General features: G+C 66.9%; 14 protein-coding genes. 2 read left to right on the top strand and 12 right to left on the bottom strand.

Annotated elements, in window-relative coordinates; translation table 11 throughout:
- Positions 1-80: 80 nt before the first annotated feature.
- Positions 81-548: an Lrp/AsnC family transcriptional regulator gene (locus tag ACP2AD_RS08265; protein WP_425229599.1), complete on the top strand. Its 468-nt coding sequence runs from the start codon at positions 81-83 to the stop codon at positions 546-548.
- Positions 549-576: 28 nt separating this feature from the next.
- Here the strand turns inward: ACP2AD_RS08265 and ACP2AD_RS08260 are convergent, their stop codons facing one another.
- Positions 577-1,938 (bottom strand): hypothetical protein, encoded by a 1,362-nt coding sequence (locus tag ACP2AD_RS08260; RefSeq protein WP_425229598.1) that lies wholly within the window; start codon positions 1,936-1,938, stop codon positions 577-579.
- A 156-nt stretch (positions 1,939-2,094) separates the two neighbouring features.
- Here ACP2AD_RS08260 and ACP2AD_RS08255 point away from each other — a divergent pair, with 156 nt between their 5' ends.
- Positions 2,095-2,844, top strand: a complete 750-nt coding sequence (locus tag ACP2AD_RS08255) for a YaaA family protein (RefSeq protein ID WP_425229597.1) — start codon at positions 2,095-2,097, stop codon at positions 2,842-2,844.
- Here the strand turns inward: ACP2AD_RS08255 and ACP2AD_RS08250 are convergent.
- From ACP2AD_RS08250 to ACP2AD_RS08200, 11 genes are all read right to left on the bottom strand, one after another.
- On the bottom strand, positions 2,841-4,298 hold the full coding sequence (locus tag ACP2AD_RS08250) for a methyltransferase domain-containing protein (protein ID WP_425229596.1): 1,458 nt from the start codon (positions 4,296-4,298) through the stop codon (positions 2,841-2,843). The two genes, ACP2AD_RS08255 and ACP2AD_RS08250, sit on opposite strands and share 4 nt — an antisense overlap.
- Entirely contained in the window at positions 4,292-4,720 is a 429-nt protein-coding gene (locus ACP2AD_RS08245; RefSeq protein WP_425229595.1) for a hypothetical protein, read from the bottom strand. The genes ACP2AD_RS08250 and ACP2AD_RS08245 overlap by 7 nt, the downstream gene beginning before the upstream one ends.
- Entirely contained in the window at positions 4,717-7,521 is a 2,805-nt protein-coding gene (tssH, locus tag ACP2AD_RS08240; RefSeq protein WP_425229594.1) for a type VI secretion system ATPase TssH, read from the bottom strand. The genes ACP2AD_RS08245 and tssH overlap by 4 nt, the downstream gene beginning before the upstream one ends.
- A 3-nt stretch (positions 7,522-7,524) precedes the next feature.
- Positions 7,525-8,556, bottom strand: coding sequence for a type VI secretion system baseplate subunit TssG (tssG, locus tag ACP2AD_RS08235; protein WP_425229593.1), 1,032 nt, complete (start codon positions 8,554-8,556; stop codon positions 7,525-7,527).
- Positions 8,520-10,382: a type VI secretion system baseplate subunit TssF gene (gene tssF, locus ACP2AD_RS08230; RefSeq protein ID WP_425229592.1), complete on the bottom strand. Its 1,863-nt coding sequence runs from the start codon at positions 10,380-10,382 to the stop codon at positions 8,520-8,522. Before tssF ends, tssG begins: the two co-directional genes overlap by 37 nt.
- 13 nt (positions 10,383-10,395) lie before the next feature.
- Entirely contained in the window at positions 10,396-10,932 is a 537-nt protein-coding gene (gene tssE / locus ACP2AD_RS08225; protein WP_425229591.1) for a type VI secretion system baseplate subunit TssE, read from the bottom strand.
- 11 nt (positions 10,933-10,943) lie between these two features.
- Entirely contained in the window at positions 10,944-11,732 is a 789-nt protein-coding gene (locus ACP2AD_RS08220) for a type VI secretion system accessory protein TagJ (RefSeq protein WP_425229590.1), read from the bottom strand.
- A 34-nt stretch (positions 11,733-11,766) separates the two neighbouring features.
- Entirely contained in the window at positions 11,767-12,249 is a 483-nt protein-coding gene (locus tag ACP2AD_RS08215; protein ID WP_425229589.1) for an Hcp family type VI secretion system effector, read from the bottom strand.
- 66 nt (positions 12,250-12,315) lie between these two features.
- A complete protein-coding gene (gene tssC / locus ACP2AD_RS08210) occupies positions 12,316-13,803 on the bottom strand; it encodes a type VI secretion system contractile sheath large subunit (protein ID WP_425229588.1) in 1,488 nt (495 codons plus the stop codon).
- A 78-nt stretch (positions 13,804-13,881) separates the two neighbouring features.
- A complete protein-coding gene (gene tssB / locus ACP2AD_RS08205) occupies positions 13,882-14,415 on the bottom strand; it encodes a type VI secretion system contractile sheath small subunit (RefSeq protein WP_425229587.1) in 534 nt (177 codons plus the stop codon).
- A gap of 72 nt (positions 14,416-14,487) precedes the next feature.
- Positions 14,488-15,531 (bottom strand): ImpA family type VI secretion system protein, encoded by a 1,044-nt coding sequence (locus ACP2AD_RS08200; RefSeq protein ID WP_425229586.1) that lies wholly within the window; start codon positions 15,529-15,531, stop codon positions 14,488-14,490.
- Between the last annotated feature and the right edge of the window lie 34 nt (positions 15,532-15,565).

The following is a 15,565-nucleotide window of genomic DNA, read 5'->3' as shown; positions in this document are numbered from 1 at the left end:
TGTGGGACGATTGCGTGCCGCGCAATTTTCTTACAGGCTATCGGCGTAGCGATGGCCGATTTTGTGCGCAGGAGTGGGACATGGTGCTCGACCGGATCGACCGGCAGATCCTGGCGCTGCTGCAAGGCGATGGCCGCATGACCAATGTCGAGCTGGCGGCGCGGGTCGGGCTGACCGCCCCGCCATGCCTGCGCCGCGTCCGCGCGCTGGAGGAGGCGGGCGTGATCCGCGGCTATCGCGCGGCGCTGGACGCGCCGCGGCTGGGCTACCCGATCACGGTGTTCGCGATGGTGTCGCTGCGCAGTCAGGCCGAGCACGATCTCGCCGCGTTCGAGGCGCACGTCGCCTCGATCCCGGAGGTGCGGGAATGCCATATGCTGAACGGCGAGATCGATTTCATCCTGAAGATCGTCGCGCCCGACCTCAACGCCTTTCAGACGATGCTGACGACGCGCCTGACCGCCGCACCCAACGTCGCCAGCGTAAAAACCTCGCTGACCATCCGCACCGCCAAGGCGGAGGCCGGCGTGCCTGTTGCCGTGGAGTGATCCGCGGCGGCGCGCCGGCTTGAGCGCCTCAGTTGCCGGCGGGGGCCGGCGACGGTGCGGCAGGAGCGGCGGGGGTCGCTGCCGCCGCCGGGGCGTTGAGGTAGGTCGTCCAGAACGACGCGATGTCTGCGCGCGGCGAGCCGTGGACTGCGGCAAAGGCGGCGAGCGCCCCTGCCTTGTCGCCCGATCGCGCCAGCGCGATGCCGAGCCGCGTGTTGATGGTGTCGGCGTCGACCGATCCCTTGGTCAGCGCGGTGCGATACAGCGTCGCCGCCTTGGCGTAATTGCCGGTGCTCAGATACGCATCGCCCGTCTGGCCCGCCAGCTGACCGTTGGCGGCGGCGTTAGCCTGCGTCTCGAGCCGCACCAGCGACCCTTCGGCCGCGATCGCGCGGGTCAGCTCGACCTGCATCGCGCGCGCCTCCGTATTGGCGGCCGGGATCTTGCCGTTCGCCAACCCCTCGCGCAGCACTGCCTGGGCTTCCAGCGGCAGCCCCGCATTCTGCGCCTTCTGTGCATATTCGATGTAGAAATACTGGTCGGCCAACCCCCCGGTCGCGCGCATCAGGCGGAACAGGTCGATCTTTTGCGGATTGTCGAGCCGCGCTGTCGCATCCTGCTGAAAACCATAGGTTACGAGCACCTCGTACCAGGTCTGACCGACCGGATAGGCGGCGGCGTAGCGGTTCATCCACGCCACGGTCTGCTGAGTCAGATGGGCCTTGTTCGACCGCCCGATCGCATAACGGTAATACTCCACCGGCGCCCGTTCGCCGCGCGCCGTCGACGCGGCAATGATATGCTCCAGCTCGGCCGTGCCGCCAGCGACATCGCCGCTGTCGATCTTGGCCTTGACGATCGCGAGATCGAGGTTGGCGTCGGTGAAGCCGAGCGTGCGCGCCTGGGTGAAGAACTGGATCGCCTGCGGATACTGACGCACGGCATAGGCGATCTCGCCGCGCCGAGCAGCGTACTTGCCGCGATCGGCCGCCGGCGTCGCCGGATTGGCAATCAGCGAATCGAGCGGCGCGGCCTGTGATGCCTCGTCGACCGTGGCACGCGGGTTCGCGACCTGCGCCGCGTGCGCTTTCTGCGATTCCAGCTGATAGCGAAGCAGCGCGGCGACATACTTGTCCCCGTCGAGCGTCGACGCCGCTTCAAGCGCGGCGACCAGCGGCTCGGCCGCGGCCGGGTTGTTGGCCTGAACTGCCGCCTGCGCTGGCCGGGCCGCAGCGAGTGCCGCGGGACTTAGGTGAAGCTGCGGCGGCGCATTGGCGGCCGGCTGCTGCCGGTCGCGCCCAGCGGCGGGGACGGCGAGCGCCAGCGTGGCGCCACCGGCGAGCAGCGCCGCAACGATCAGCTTCGACGCCGGCTTCGGGAACGATGTCATCGGAAACTCTCTCCTTGAGCGTTGAAGGGCGCGCCTTGCCGGTCGCCATCGGCGGCGGCTGTATCGGTGCATGGTCAACCCTTCAAGCGACGTTGGTTTCCCACCGTTATGGCGTGGCGTTGAACCGTCTTTGAACGCCCGCTATCCGACAGGGCGATGCTAGCCGTGATATCGCCCGCCAAAACGCTCGATTACGAGACGGCTTTGCCCCCGGTCGCGGTCACCACACCGCGGTTCGGCGGCGAGGCGGCAACGCTGGCGCGGTCGGCGGCGCGGCTGCCGCAGCGGCGGCTACGCGCGATGATGGGCATTTCCGCGCCGCTCGCAAAGCTCAACCATGATCGCTTCGTCGACTTCGCAGACGCGCCTGAACGGCCTGCGCTGTATGCATTCGCGGGCGACGTGTACCGCGGGCTGGACGCAGCGACGCTGGACGCGGCGGCGGTTGCCTATGCGCAGGACCATCTGCGGATGCTGTCGGGCCTTTATGGGCTGCTCCGCCCGCTTGACCTGATGCGGCCACACCGGCTGGAGATGGGCACGCACTGGGCGCCACGGCACGCCAAGCTGACCGACTGGTGGGGCGATCGAGTCGCGCAGGCGATCGCAGAAGATCTGGCCGAGCAGGGCTCGGGGTCGGTCTTAAACCTGGCGAGCCAGGAATATTGGACGGCGGTCGACGGAAGACTGCCGCGGAGCGTCGCCGTCGTCAGCATTGATTTCCGCGAGGGGCCGGAGCGCCGCTTCGTCTCGTTTCACGCCAAGCGCGCCCGCGGGCTGGTGGCGCGCTGGGTGGTGGAGCACCGCATCGACCGGGCCGAAGGGCTGCGCCACTTCGACAGCGAGGGCTATCGCCACGATGCGGAAGGCAGCACGCCGGACCGGATGCTGTTCGTGCGCGGCTAGGCGACGAACAGCGCCTCGTTCAGCATTGCGGTCAACGCCTGCTCGGACGTCATCGCACCGGCGGCCAGCGCCGCGGCGAGGCGGCCTTCATCCGGCTTGCCATCCATCACCAGCAGCGCGGCGACGGCGACCGGATCGAGCTTGATGACGCGATGATCGAGCGTCGCCAGCCACGGCATCTCCGCTCTCGCCATCCATGCCGCGAGCAGACTCGCCGTCGGGCATGCGCCCTGCACGGTCGCGAACGGTGCGGGGCCGCTGTGGAGCGCGAGCATGTCGTGCGCCGACAGGTCCACCAGCGCGCGCAACCGATCCGGATCGAGGCCCAGATCGGGCACCGCCAGACGACCCGGCCACGCGGCCGCCAGTCGGTCCAGCGCCGCGCCCAGGGCCGGGTCCGGCATTTGTACGTGCCGCCGGCCGCGGGCAAAGGTCACCCCATGCCGGACGGCGTCGCTCGCCGCATAGAGGCCGCTCAGATTCGAGGCGGAGAACACGCGGGCCGGTGCGGCGCCGGCTCGGACAAGCAGCATGCGGCGAAACTGGCAGAAGTCCGCCTCGTCGCCGTCGCATACCAGCTGTTCGAGTTGACGCTGATGATTGGCGGCGGGGTCGACGGCCCTCGGCAACAACGCCTCGGTGATCAGCTCGGGCGAGCTGTCGCCCAGAAAATCCAGTCCGTGCACGCCCGCCCGCGCGATCACCTCGTGAAGATAGGCCGGGGTATAGTTCGGGTTCAGCTCGTCGTGGATCAGGATGCCGACATCCGCGCGGGCGAGCGTCTCCTTGGCCTGCTTCCGCACCGTCTCACGCATCGGCGCGTCGCCGCCATCGGGGCCGGCAAGCCGCTCAAGCGCCGTCCGGGCGCGCGCCATCCGTTCGTCATGATCGGTCGCATCGCCGATCGCGCGCAGCATCGCGTCGCGCAGCGCGAGACGCAGATAACAGCCGGGCAGCGTGTTGAAGCTGACGCAGGCAACGCCCTGCGGCGCGAGCAGCCGGCCGATCAGCGCCAGCAGCGCCTCGGCGACCGGCGCCGGCACCCAGGCATACACCCCGTGCGCGATGATATAGTCGAATGGGCCCGCAAGCCGATCAACCGCGTCGAGCAGGTCCATCGGCAGCAGCGTGACGTTGTGTGCGCCCAGCTCCTCGATCCAGCCCTGGCCGACCCCGATCGCCAGCGCGTCGATGTCGATGCCGGTGAAGCGTGCGTCCGGAAAAGGCTGCGCCATCGCGAGCAGGTTGAAGCCGTTGCCGACGCCAACCTCCAGCACGCGCGCAGTACGCAGGTCGGGTGGGTCCATCCCGACCAGCCGCGCGACGACGGCCAGGCGGTCGGGATGGGTGGAAGGATGGATCAACGTCGGGTACGGCGTCCGCTCATAGGCGGCGGTGTCGGCGTCCTGTGCCGCCGCGAGCGCGGCGCGGTCGTCGAGTCCGGCCATCAGCATGCGGGCGCGACGTCGGCGGGCTCGACGCAGAGCACGCCGGCCTGATCCAGCGACAGCCGCAGCGAAGAACGGCCGAGCAGCCGCACCACCACGCTCTGACGGTCGGCGGACCAGTCGAGCAGCGGCTCTTCCGCCTGCAGGCCGAGCATCGCGCTGCCGGCATGCAGATGCCACCGCTCCTCGCCGGCCGTCTGATCAAGCAGGCGCACATACACCTCTTCGCCGTCCGCCATGTCGCGCGACAGGTAGCGATCAACCGCGACCAGCAGCGGTCCGATCTCGCCATGCACCATCAGCTTGTGAGCATGGACGGAGCGCACCACCTCCCGATCGACGACGATGTCTACGGTCTGGGGATTGCCCGGCATCGGCAGATAGAGCGATGTCCGATCACTGTCGCCGGACCCCGCCACCTCCGTCACGCGGGCACGCCCGAGCCGGGCTGCGCCGCCTCCACTTCGGCCTCGCCCTTTCCAGCAGCAGGCGCATCGATCATTTCCGCCAGCAGCGCCTCGCCGGAAAAGGCGGTCAGCTCGCTTTCGACCGGCGCGGTCACCACCGCGTCCTTCACACCCTTGCCGTGGAAAGCGTAGGTGAACTGCTGGTCCGCCACCCCGACCTCGATTGCCTCGACCTCCTCGCCCGACATCTGCTTGCCGAGCAGCGCGATCGACATATCGGGCAGCATGGTGTTGGTCAGGATCGCGTCGATCATCCGCCCGCCCGACGCCACCTCGTTGCAGCGGCTGACGATCAGGTCGACGACCTCCTGGGTATATTCGAAGCGGATCTTGTGGTTCTCCGCGATCCGCTTCTTGATGCGGTTGAGCTGGAGCTTGACGATCCCCCCCAGCATTTCCGGAGACAGCGGGAAATAGGGCAGGACCACCAGGCGGCCGAGCAGCGCGGGCGGAAACACCTTGAGCAGGTCGGGCCGGAGCGCGGTCGCCAGCGCCTCCGGCTCCGGCGCCATCTCCGGGTCCTCGCACATGTTGGTGATGAGGTCGGTGCCGGCATTCGAGGTCAGCAGGATCAGACAGTTCTTGAAGTCGATGAACCGCCCCTCGGAGTCGTTCATGAAGCCCTTGTCGAACACCTGGAAGAACATCTCATGGACGTCGGGGTGCGCCTTCTCGACCTCGTCGAGCAGTACGACGCTGTACGGCCGCCGCCGCACCGCCTCGGTCAGCACGCCGCCCTGGCCATAGCCGACGTAACCCGCAGGCGCCCCCTTCAGCGTCGAGACGGTATGCGCTTCCTGAAACTCGCTCATGTTGATGACGATCATCGAATCGTCGCCGGAATAGAGCAGCTCCGACAGCACATGCGCGGTCTCGGTCTTGCCCACCCCCGACGGGCCGGCGAGCATGAAGACGCCGACCGGCTTGTTGGGGTTGTCGAGCTTGGCGCGGCTGGTCTGGATACGCTTGGCGATAGCGTCCATCGCATGATCCTGGCCGACCACGCGCTTCTTCAGCTCGTCGGCGATTTTCAGCACTGCCTGGATCTCGTCCTTGACCATGCGGCCGATCGGGATGCCCGTCCAGTCGCCGACAACCGCCGCGACCGCGTCCTGGTCGACGACGCCGAACACCATCGGGTCGTCGCCCGACGCCTCACGCATCGCGGCGATGGCGACGTCTAATCCGGCGCGCTGTTCCGTCTCGTCCGCGCCCTCGGTCTCGCGAACCGTCCGCAGCGCGTCGCGCGCCGCGACCAGCTTCTCCAGCGCCTCCTTCTCGCGCGCCCACTTGGCGTCGATCTCGCTCGACGCGGCGCGGGCGTCGGTCAGCTCCTCGTCGATCTTTTCCAGCCGGTCGTCGGAACGGTACTGCCCCGCCCGCTCACGCTCGACGATCTCGCGCTCCACCTCCAGCAGCTCGACGCGGCGCTTGCGGTCCTCAACCTGTGCGGGCGTCGCATGCTGCGACACCGCGACGCGCGCGCAGGCGGTGTCGAGCAGGCTGACCGCCTTGTCGGGCAGCTGCCGCGCGGGAACGTAGCGCTGCGACAGCACCACCGACGACGCCACCGCCTCGTCGAGCACGACCACATTGTGGTGCTTCTCCATCATCGGGGCGACCGAGCGGATCATCGCGATCGCGACCGGCGTCTCCGGCTCGGCCACATCAACGGTCTGGAAGCGGCGGGTCAGCGCCGGGTCTTTCTCGAAATACTGCCGGTATTCGGCGTAGGTCGTCGCCGCGATCGTCCGCAGCCGCCCGCGCGCGAGCGCCGGCTTGAGCAGGTTGGCGGCGTCGCCCGTCCCCGCCTGCCCGCCCGCGCCGATCAGGGTGTGCGCCTCGTCGATGAACAGGACAATCGGCACCGGGCTCGATTCGACCTCGTCGATCACCATCCGCAGGCGCTTCTCGAACTCGCCCTTCACGCTCGCGCCCGCCTGCATCAAGCCGATGTCGAGCGCGCGCAGCGTGACGCCTTGCAGGCTGGGGGGTACGTCGCCGTCGACGATGCGCTTGGCGAAGCCCTCGACGACGGCGGTCTTGCCGACGCCCGCCTCGCCGACCAGAATCGGGTTGTTCTGGCGGCGGCGCAGCAGAATGTCGACGACCTGCCTGATCTCGCCGTCGCGCCCGACGATGGTGTCGATCTCACCGGCACGTGCTTTCGCAGTCAGGTCGACCGAGAACTTGGTCAGCGCCTCACCCTCGGCGACCGGCCCCGCGCCGGGCTCGCCGCCCTCGCCGCCGCCCGTGGCCGCGGGGCCGGCGTCACGCAGCGTCTGTTCGGTCGAGGCGCGGACGATCGTCTCGAACTCCGCGCCCAGCTTCTCCACCTGCACCTTGCGGAACTCGCTGGAGATCGTGAACAGCGCGTTCTTCAGCGTCGGCGTCTTGAGCATCCCATACAACAGGTGCCCGGTTCGCACCCGGCCCGCCGAGAACTGGAGCGACGCGTAGAGCCAGCCCTTCTCGATCGCCTCCTCGATCTGGGGGGAGAAGTCGCTGATCGCCGTCGCGCCGCGCGGCAGCGAGTCGAGCTGCGCGACCACGTCGCGCGCGACCTGCGTGTCGTTCAGCCCGAACGCGGTGCGGATCGCCGCCAGGTCGTTCTGCGCGTCCTGCAGCAGGATGTGGAGCCAGTGGACCAGCTCGACATATGGATTGCCGCGCATCTTGCAGAAGCCGGTCGCGGTCTCGATGGCTTTGAGCCCGGTCGGGTTGAGCCGCCCGAACAGGGCGGAACGGCTGATCTCGGTCATGTGTCAGTCCCCCAAAAGCGCGCGAGTCCCCTTCGCGCGGCGTGTCAGATGTGCGTCCGAACGGATGTTAGTGCCAGAGCCCGGTTTCAGCCAGCCGGTCCAGCCAAGCTGCGTGCGGCCATCTAGCGCGGCGGGGCGGGCGTGGCGCTCCGCCATCTCGATCATGATGTCCCATTCGAGATGGCTGGGCGCGAAAGAGTCGAGCGCTTCCGATGCGATCGCAAAGCGTGCCGACGTCGGCAACAGCCGCTCATATTCCGCCATCGAGCCGGCGCGGATCGCGACGCGGAACGCGTCTGACGCGACGCGGGTGCGGCTGCCGATGACGACCCCCTCGTCCAGCCGCGCGAAGCTGCGCCCAAGCCGGGTCTGGTCGTCGCGCTCGATATCGCGCCAGCGCGGCTGATACTCCAGCACCCGTACCGGCTGGCGCAACAGGTTGCCGAGTGCATCCTCGATCCCGACCGCCGACCGGCGCGAAGCGTACAGCGCGGCGTAGAACAACCGGGCTTTGGCCGGGAACAGCGTTCGCTCGCCGACGCCTTCCGCGGCGCCGGTCAGCGTGCCCAGATAGTGCGCGAAGCGATCGTCGTCGGGCCGGTCGGCCTGCACCGTCGGCTGCGAATCGCCCCACGCCCGGAAAAAGAACTGGAGCATGCGGTTGGCGATCAGGTCGAGCCACCGTCCGAACGGCCGCGCATTGGCGTAGCGACGCTCGTAATAGGCGAACTCGGTCAGGTGCGTCGGCAGCGGCCCCATCGGCCCGGTCAGCCCCAGCCAGCGGCCGTGCAGCGTCGGCCGGCCGAAGCGGATCTCCACCTCCTCGATCGTCGCATCGGGAAAGGCGAGGCCCGGCACCTGAGCCAGATCGACGGTGTTCTGCGCGGGAAGGCGCGCGCGCCCGATCCGCGGCTGGCCGGGCGCACGCGCCTCCGCCCCGCGGACGAGCGGAAACATCCCGTAGCGCCGGACCTGCTCGGCCGCGCGCTGCAGGAAAGTCAGATGTTGGGGCGGCGGCCGATCCGCGGCGGCCATCGCGCGAACTCCCCTTCCAACGGACTTTCGAAACACGTCTCGGTGAACGAATTGATGCTCGCGATTTCGCACAGAAAGCGTTCGAGCACCGCCGAGAACAGGAACATGCGGCTGCGCTCGAAGGCGGCATCGTCCAGCTTGATCGAGATACGATGACCGCGCGCGATCGCCATCCGGTCGAGCCCGGGCACGCGACGCGCGACCTTGCGGCTGCGGATCGAGAGCAGGCCATCGATCTGCTTGCGCAGCGCCGCATCGTCCTGCTGCCCGTATAGCGTCAGGTGATCGCGCAGCACCGACGGATCGTCGTGATCCTCCGGCGCGAGGGTCGCGTAGTTGGGCGTCAGGTGCCCGATGACCCGCCAAGCGGATTCGCCCATGCCGAGCGGCGGCCGCGGCCGGGTCGGCGCGCGCAGCACCGACACGCCGCGCGCGGGAACGCCGGAGATCAGGAAATGCTTGTCGCCGCGAAACTGCAGCAGCTCCGGCAGCTCGCGGTTCGTGACGAGCGCGCGGACCGACAGCTCCTGCACGTCGTCAAGCCGCGACGCGTCGCCCGGCGCCGTCAGGCTCAGCCAGGTCTCCGTGCCGACATATTCGGTACGCCGCCGCAAGCGCTGCTCGCGCGTCGACAATCGCCGCGGCCGCAGCTGCGTCGTATAGAACAGCGCCTCCTGCCAATCGTACAGCAGCGCGCCGAATGCATAGAGCGGCGCGACCGTCCGCGCGTTGACGTTCTCGCGGTCGTAAGCCTTCACTTCCTGCAGCCGGAACACCTCGAAATCCAGTGGCTTGGTCCGGTCCGGAATGACGTGATATTCATGCTCGTAGGGTGTCACCTGAACGCGGCCGAGCTGCTTTTCGAAGAGGTTGATCGCCGGTGTCGCGAACAGGCGGAACGTGTTCGGCTCCACGGCGCCGGTCAGCACCTGCGACGAGCGTGAGAACAGGAACACGATGTCGCAGGCCCTGGGCGATTGCGCAAAGGCGCGGCCAGGCTCCTTCAGATCGACGAACAGGAAGCGTTCCGGGCAGGCGAAATATTCGGTGAGCAGCCGGTAGCCGCGGAACGACCGTTCCTCCGCCGGCAGCAGCGCCTGATCGTCCTCGAAGCCGATCTGTCCCGGCTGTGGCAGCCGGAGCCACGGGGCGTTGGCGGGGGCGTCCGCCGAGCGCGCCAGCACCGTCAGCGTCTCGCCGATCAGCTGGCGGTACAGCTCGCCCGGCACCGCCTCAGCGCCCGCCAGATACAGCGGAAGGTTTGCGGGCAGCACCTGCGGCAGATCGACCCCGCCCGTCGCCTCGAATCGTAGCCGCAGCCCCGCCTCCGCGCGCACGTCCGCGGCGGCCGCAAAGGGCGCCACTGCGGCGCGGCTGGCAAGATACTCGACCTCGGCGATCTTGAGCGGCCACAGTGTCACGTCGTGACCGGTGCGGAACGGCACGGGCGCGTTGCCCTGCTCGGTCGCGGTGGCGGTCAGCTCGGTGCCGCGGGGCACCTTGTGACCCTTGATCAGGATCTGGTCGCCTTCCTTGGGATCGAATCCGGCGACGCAGATCGACGGCATCGGCGCCAGATAATGCGGCTGGATCGCGTGCAGCAGATGCTGCGTGAACTCAGGATACTGGTCGTTGAGCTTGAGCTGGACCCGGGCGCCCAGAAAGGCGACGCCTTCCAGCAGCCGCTCGACATAGGGATCGATGTCGGTCGGCGTCTTGAGGCCGAGCCGCCCGGCCACCGTCTCGTGCTCTTCGCCGAACTCGCGCGCCGACTCGCGCAGGTAACCCAGTTCATCATTGTAGAAGCGGAGAAGGCGGGGATCCATCGGACGCTAGACGCTATTCCTCCACGTCGACGGACGCGGTGTCGGGGTCGACATGGGTGTGGAACTTGACGGGCATGGCATAGGCTGCGGCGGAGATGTCACCCTGGATGGTGAAGGTCACCTGGTGGCGATGCTCCTCGTCACGGACGATCTCGACGACCAGCGTCTTGGGGTCGATGCGCGGCTCGAACATCTTGATGGCGGCCCTGATCTCGCGCGCCCGCTGCAGCAGCGCCCGTGGGTTCGACACCTTGCCCGCCATGTCGGGCAAGCCGTAATTAAGCACCGACGTCTCGATCTGGGGATAGGGCGTCAGCTCGTACGTCGCGCCGAAATTGGTGGTATTGAGCAGCCAGGCCAATTCGCGCTTGACCGTGTGGCGCAGCGCCGCCTCATTGAATCGCTCGAGCTGCGGCACGGTGTAGAAGCGAAACGCCTCACGCGTCACCGTGCTGCGCGACTCCTCCGTCTCGCGCATGCCCGCAATATCGGTGTCGGCGATCAGCTTGTCGAACAGGGTGGGCGTCAGCCGCTGCTTGACCGCCGCCACCATTCAGCTCGTCAGGAGAAGGTCAGCGAGCGTACCGACATCAGGTCGCGATCGTCCTCGGTCGACAGCGCCCACAGATGTTGGCCGATCCCCGCCTGGCCCGCATCGGTGTCGTGCCAGCTGGTTGCGCGGCCGAGCCGCTCGTTGACGTCGTCCGATTCTTCGCTGCCCGGGTAGCGGGCGGGCAGCATGGCAGCGACCGAATGGCCGCCCTTCAGCGCGATCTGCACCGGATACCAGACGGTATCGCGCAGATCCTGCGGCCCGTCGCTTTTAAGGCTGGCGACTGCATCGAATGCGATCAGGCCGTATTTGCCGCCGACAATCGCCTCAAACGCCGGACCGAACCGACTGTCGGCATCGGCGATCCAGTCGAACGCGACGCCGTCGAGCATGCCGGGGGTATCGGGCGCCGCTTCAAACGCGGCGTCGCGCGCTGCGTCGCCCTCGCTCGTGCGGCCATGCGCATGATGTTCGATGGCGTCGGCCAGGCCCCCGGCCCAGTCGCTGGGCACCAGCAGCGCCATCCGCTCGGCGCCTGCGAAAACCTGCCCGCGGGTACGCTCGGCGTCAACTGCCTGACCGTACGCAACGCTGAGCATCTGCGCCTCGGGCGAGAGCTGGGCGAGCAGATTGAGCTGAGTACGTGCCTTGTCCCACTCGCCGGCCACGGCGAGCAGCTGGAATAGAAACATGCGTGCCTGCTGGTCGCCAGGCTTGGCCTTGACAACCTCGACGAGCGCGCGCCGCGCGCCGTCGAGATCGCCTGCGCGCAGCAGGGTGTCGGCAATATCATCCATGGCGACCCCCCGCCGCGCGCGCTTGCGTGTCCAACTAGACCTTGCCGCCCTCGCGGACGTTGAACCCGGCCCGGTTGGTGCCGGCGACGCCGCCCTGAGCGTTGATCTCCTTGTACTCAAACTCGATCTTCGAATAGCCGAACGAAATCTGCTCGGTCATTTCGCTGCCGCCCGCGCCCGAGTTCTGGAACGAGGTGATGAGCACATCCGACAGCGTAACGGTGAAATACAGCGTCGGGGTGTCGGTACCCTTGAACCCGGTGAAGATCGCCGTCGGAATGTGACGGCCGGTGCCCGCAACCTGGTAGAGCATCGCCGACGACTTGTCGGTGAACTTGGTGAAGTGGATGTCACCGAACGATGCCTTGCCGGTCGAAAGACCCGAACCGGTGCGGCCGATCGCCGCCGGCTGGCTGACGCCGAAGGTCATCGAGTGAACATCGATCTGACCCTTGCCGTGGGTGGCGGTCGCTTCGCCCGGGATGCCGTCAATCTTGAGAAAGAAGTCAGTCGCCATTGCTATTCCCTCCGTTGTGGCCGCTGACCGTCACGGACGGCCGGCCGAGTGGTGCTGCCTGTGAGATCAGGCGGCCTTGGGCAGGCGCGAAACCATGCTCATCGCGATATCCATGCCTTCCATCTGGTAGTGTGGAACGAACATGAACTTCCCCTTGTAGTAACCCGGGTTCTCCGGATCGGGAGTGATTTCGACCTGTGCCCCCTTGAGAGGTAGACGGGCTTTGGTCTCTTCGCTCGAGTTTTGCGGCGAACCGTCGACGTATTGCATCACCCAGTTGTTGAGATCGCGCTGCAGCTGGAAGGCCTCGCGGCTGCCGCCGATCCAATCGCGCACCATGCACTTCAGGTAATGCGCGAATCGGCACGACGCAAAGATGTAAGGGAGCCGCGCCGACAGGTTCTGGTTCGCCGTCGCGTCGGCGTTATCGTACACCTTCGGCTTGTACAGCGTCTGGCCGCCGATAAAGGTCGCCTGGTCGGTGTTCTTGCGGTGCACCAGCGCCAGCATGCCCGCATTGGACAGCTCTGCCTCGCGACGGTCCGAGATCGCGATCTCGGTCGGGCATTTCTGATCGACGCCGCCGTCATCGGTCGGGAAGGTCGCAGTCGGCAACCCCTCGACGGTGCCGCCCGACTCGACGCCGCGGATCCGCGTGCACCAGCCCCAGGTGCTGAACGCCTCGGTGATGCGCACCGCCATCGCATAGGAGGCATTGACCCACAGATGCTTGTTGTGATCGCCGCCGGTGTTTTCCTCGTAGTCGAACGCATCGACCGGCTCCGACTTGGCGCCGTAGACCGGACGACCCAGGAAACGCGGCATGGTGAGCGCCAGGTAACGCGCGTCGTCCGACTCACGGAAAGTCCGCCATGCCATGTAATCGGTCGCGTCGAACAACTTGGCCAGATCGCGCGGATTGGCGAGCTCCTGCCAGCTTTCCATCCCGAACAGCGACGGCGCCGCGCCCGCGATGAAGGGCGCATGCGCGGCTGCGCCGATCTTCGCCAGCCCCTTCATCACCTCGAGATCCGGCGCCGAGTGATCGAACGCATAATCGCAGGTGAACGCACCATATGGCTGACCGCCAAGCTGGCCGAACTCCGATTCGTAGATTTTCTTGAACAGCGGACTCTGATCCCATGCCGCGTCACGATATTGCCGGAACATCTTCCGGCACTCGTCCTTCGACATGTTCATGACGCGGATCTTCATGTCCTTGCCCGTCGCCGTGTTCATGACCAAATAGTTGAGACCCCGCCACGCGCTTTCCAGCTTCTGGAAATCTGCATGGTGGATGATCGCGTCCATCTGTTCGGACATCTTGCGATCGATCGCCGCACGCATCGCATCGACGGTGGTGAACACGTCGTCGCCGATCACCGCCGCGTCGGCCAGCGCCTGCTGCGCCAACGTCTGCACCGCCTGGCTGATGCGATCAGCCTTCTTGCCGTCCTGAGGCTTGAATTCCTTTTGCAGCAACGACGAAAAGTCGTCGAACTGAATTGCCTCGGCTTGCGCCTGTTCGCCCGCCTGAAGTGCCTGCTCAGCCATAACCCGCCTCCAACCCCCGTTGGGTTTCCTGTCGTGAAAGAAACGGCGACCGGCCCGCGGCCGGCCACCGCGTGATCGTTACTCGGCCGCGGGCGACTCAGCCGCCGCGCCGGCCTCGCTGTTCTGATTGGCCGAGGACAGCGCCTGCATCAGTGTCGGGTCCTTGAGCACCTTGTCCAGCAGCTCCTGCGCACCGTCCTTGCCGTCCATATAGAGCAACAGGTCGTTGAGCTGCTGGCGTGCTTCGAGCAGCTTCGCCACCGCGGGCACGCGCTTGGCAACCTCGCCCGGCGAGAAGTCGTCCATGTTCTTGAAGGTCAGGTCGACGGCCATCTTGCCCCCGCCCGCCAGCGTATTCTCGACGTTGAAGGCGGCGCGCGGCGCGATCGCCTCCATCCGCTGTTCGAAATTGTCCATGTCGAATTCGGTGAAGTCGCGCTTGGACGCCTCCTTCTTCTCGACGAGGCTCTTGCCGCTGAGATCGCTCAGCACACCCATCACGAACGGCAGCTGGACCTTCTGCTTGGCGCCGTAGGTCTCGACTTCATATTCGATGTGGACGCGCGGCGCCCTGTTTTCACGGATGAACCGCTGACCGCTCTTCACCGGCATGACATTTCCCCCAAAAAGTCGCGCGACAGACTCGCGTACCCCGCACACACGTTACTCTAGCCGCCATCCTAATCAATAGGTCGAGTAACCGTTGTCGCTGCCGCCGCCGCCATTCCCGGTCTGCTCGTCGCGCTTGGACACGAGGATCGTTTTCGCCGCGGCGACGCTGTCCGGCACGAGGTCGTCGAGCAATTCCATGAAATCCATTTCCACCCAATGCCGCGCCCGTTTCAGGAGGACGGGGACGGGGCTCGCGGGCTCGCGGGTGGCGTAATAGCCGACGATGGCGTCAATCGCGCGGATCACGTCATTGCGGGTGTGGACAGCGCCGGAAAGCGCTGCGCCTCCCCCACCGCCGACGTCATAGCCAAACTCGTCCGCCTGCGGCTCCGGCTCCAATCCCGCAAACGGCACCGCCGCGGCTCTGATCGAGGCGATTGCTTCATAAGTCGGATCGAAATTGGTGCCCGTGTCGCTGCCAGCATGAGCGACCAGAACGTTGTCGACCCGCTTCAGCGAATCGCGGATCGCATCAAGCTTCTCCACTGCCGCGGCGAACGACGCCTTGATCTCGGCTGCGCGATCGGCGTCATCGGTTTCGATCGCACCGCGAAACTGCGCAAAACCTTCGGCCGCCGGCCCCGCGCTCGCGAACCGCTCGAGATCCTCGCCGGTAACCTTGCCCATACGATGCTCGAAAAGCGTCGTGCGGCGGAGCGGATTGAGGAACTCGCGGATCTTGGTGAACGATTCGCACGGTGTCTTGCGGCCTATATAGTCGGCCTCCTCAAGCGTGGGATGGACCTCGTCCCACAGCCCTTCCATCAACGCCGCCAGCATGGCGGTGCCGTCGACCACCGTGTCGAGCTCGCCGACTTTCGCTCCCGCGCGTGCGAGATAGGTGGCGAGCCACAGGTCGCGGGTCTCCGCCGCCTGCGCGACGATCAGCTTGATCGAATCGCGCCAGGCGCGCTCCTCGACCGTGTCGCCATTGGCGTCGAGCTGAAAGGGCGCCTCGATTGCGGAGCGCTCGTTGGAATAGCTCAGATCCGGCCCGGCCTGCGCCCCATCCTCAAAGGAAAGGGGCGTGACCAGCGCCGTTATGTCTATCGCCATGACCAGCCTTCCCCCCGGAAGCGCGCGCGGCGGG

Source organism: Sphingomonas sp., assembly GCF_965248875.1.
Classification (GTDB): Bacteria; Pseudomonadota; Alphaproteobacteria; order Sphingomonadales; family Sphingomonadaceae; genus Sphingomonas.
Note: the sequence above shows the minus strand (reverse complement) of the source record. Positions and strands in the feature narration are given on the sequence as shown.

What these genes read in the sequence shown, in the direction of transcription:
- ACP2AD_RS08260 (WP_425229598.1), bottom strand. Translation starts at nt 1,938, where the DNA reads ATGACATCGTTCCCGAAGCCGGCGTCGAAGCTGATCGTTGCGGCGCTG.
- ACP2AD_RS08265 (WP_425229599.1), top strand. Translation starts at nt 81, where the DNA reads ATGGTGCTCGACCGGATCGACCGGCAGATCCTGGCGCTGCTGCAAGGC.
- ACP2AD_RS08200 (WP_425229586.1), bottom strand. Translation starts at nt 15,531, where the DNA reads ATGGCGATAGACATAACGGCGCTGGTCACGCCCCTTTCCTTTGAGGAT.
- ACP2AD_RS08220 (WP_425229590.1), bottom strand. Translation starts at nt 11,732, where the DNA reads ATGGATGATATTGCCGACACCCTGCTGCGCGCAGGCGATCTCGACGGC.
- tssB (WP_425229587.1), bottom strand. Translation starts at nt 14,415, where the DNA reads ATGCCGGTGAAGAGCGGTCAGCGGTTCATCCGTGAAAACAGGGCGCCG.
- ACP2AD_RS08250 (WP_425229596.1), bottom strand. Translation starts at nt 4,298, where the DNA reads ATGCTGATGGCCGGACTCGACGACCGCGCCGCGCTCGCGGCGGCACAG.
- tssG (WP_425229593.1), bottom strand. Translation starts at nt 8,556, where the DNA reads ATGGCCGCCGCGGATCGGCCGCCGCCCCAACATCTGACTTTCCTGCAG.
- ACP2AD_RS08215 (WP_425229589.1), bottom strand. Translation starts at nt 12,249, where the DNA reads ATGGCGACTGACTTCTTTCTCAAGATTGACGGCATCCCGGGCGAAGCG.
- tssF (WP_425229592.1), bottom strand. Translation starts at nt 10,382, where the DNA reads ATGGATCCCCGCCTTCTCCGCTTCTACAATGATGAACTGGGTTACCTG.
- tssC (WP_425229588.1), bottom strand. Translation starts at nt 13,803, where the DNA reads ATGGCTGAGCAGGCACTTCAGGCGGGCGAACAGGCGCAAGCCGAGGCA.
- tssH (WP_425229594.1), bottom strand. Translation starts at nt 7,521, where the DNA reads ATGACCGAGATCAGCCGTTCCGCCCTGTTCGGGCGGCTCAACCCGACC.
- ACP2AD_RS08255 (WP_425229597.1), top strand. Translation starts at nt 2,095, where the DNA reads ATGCTAGCCGTGATATCGCCCGCCAAAACGCTCGATTACGAGACGGCT.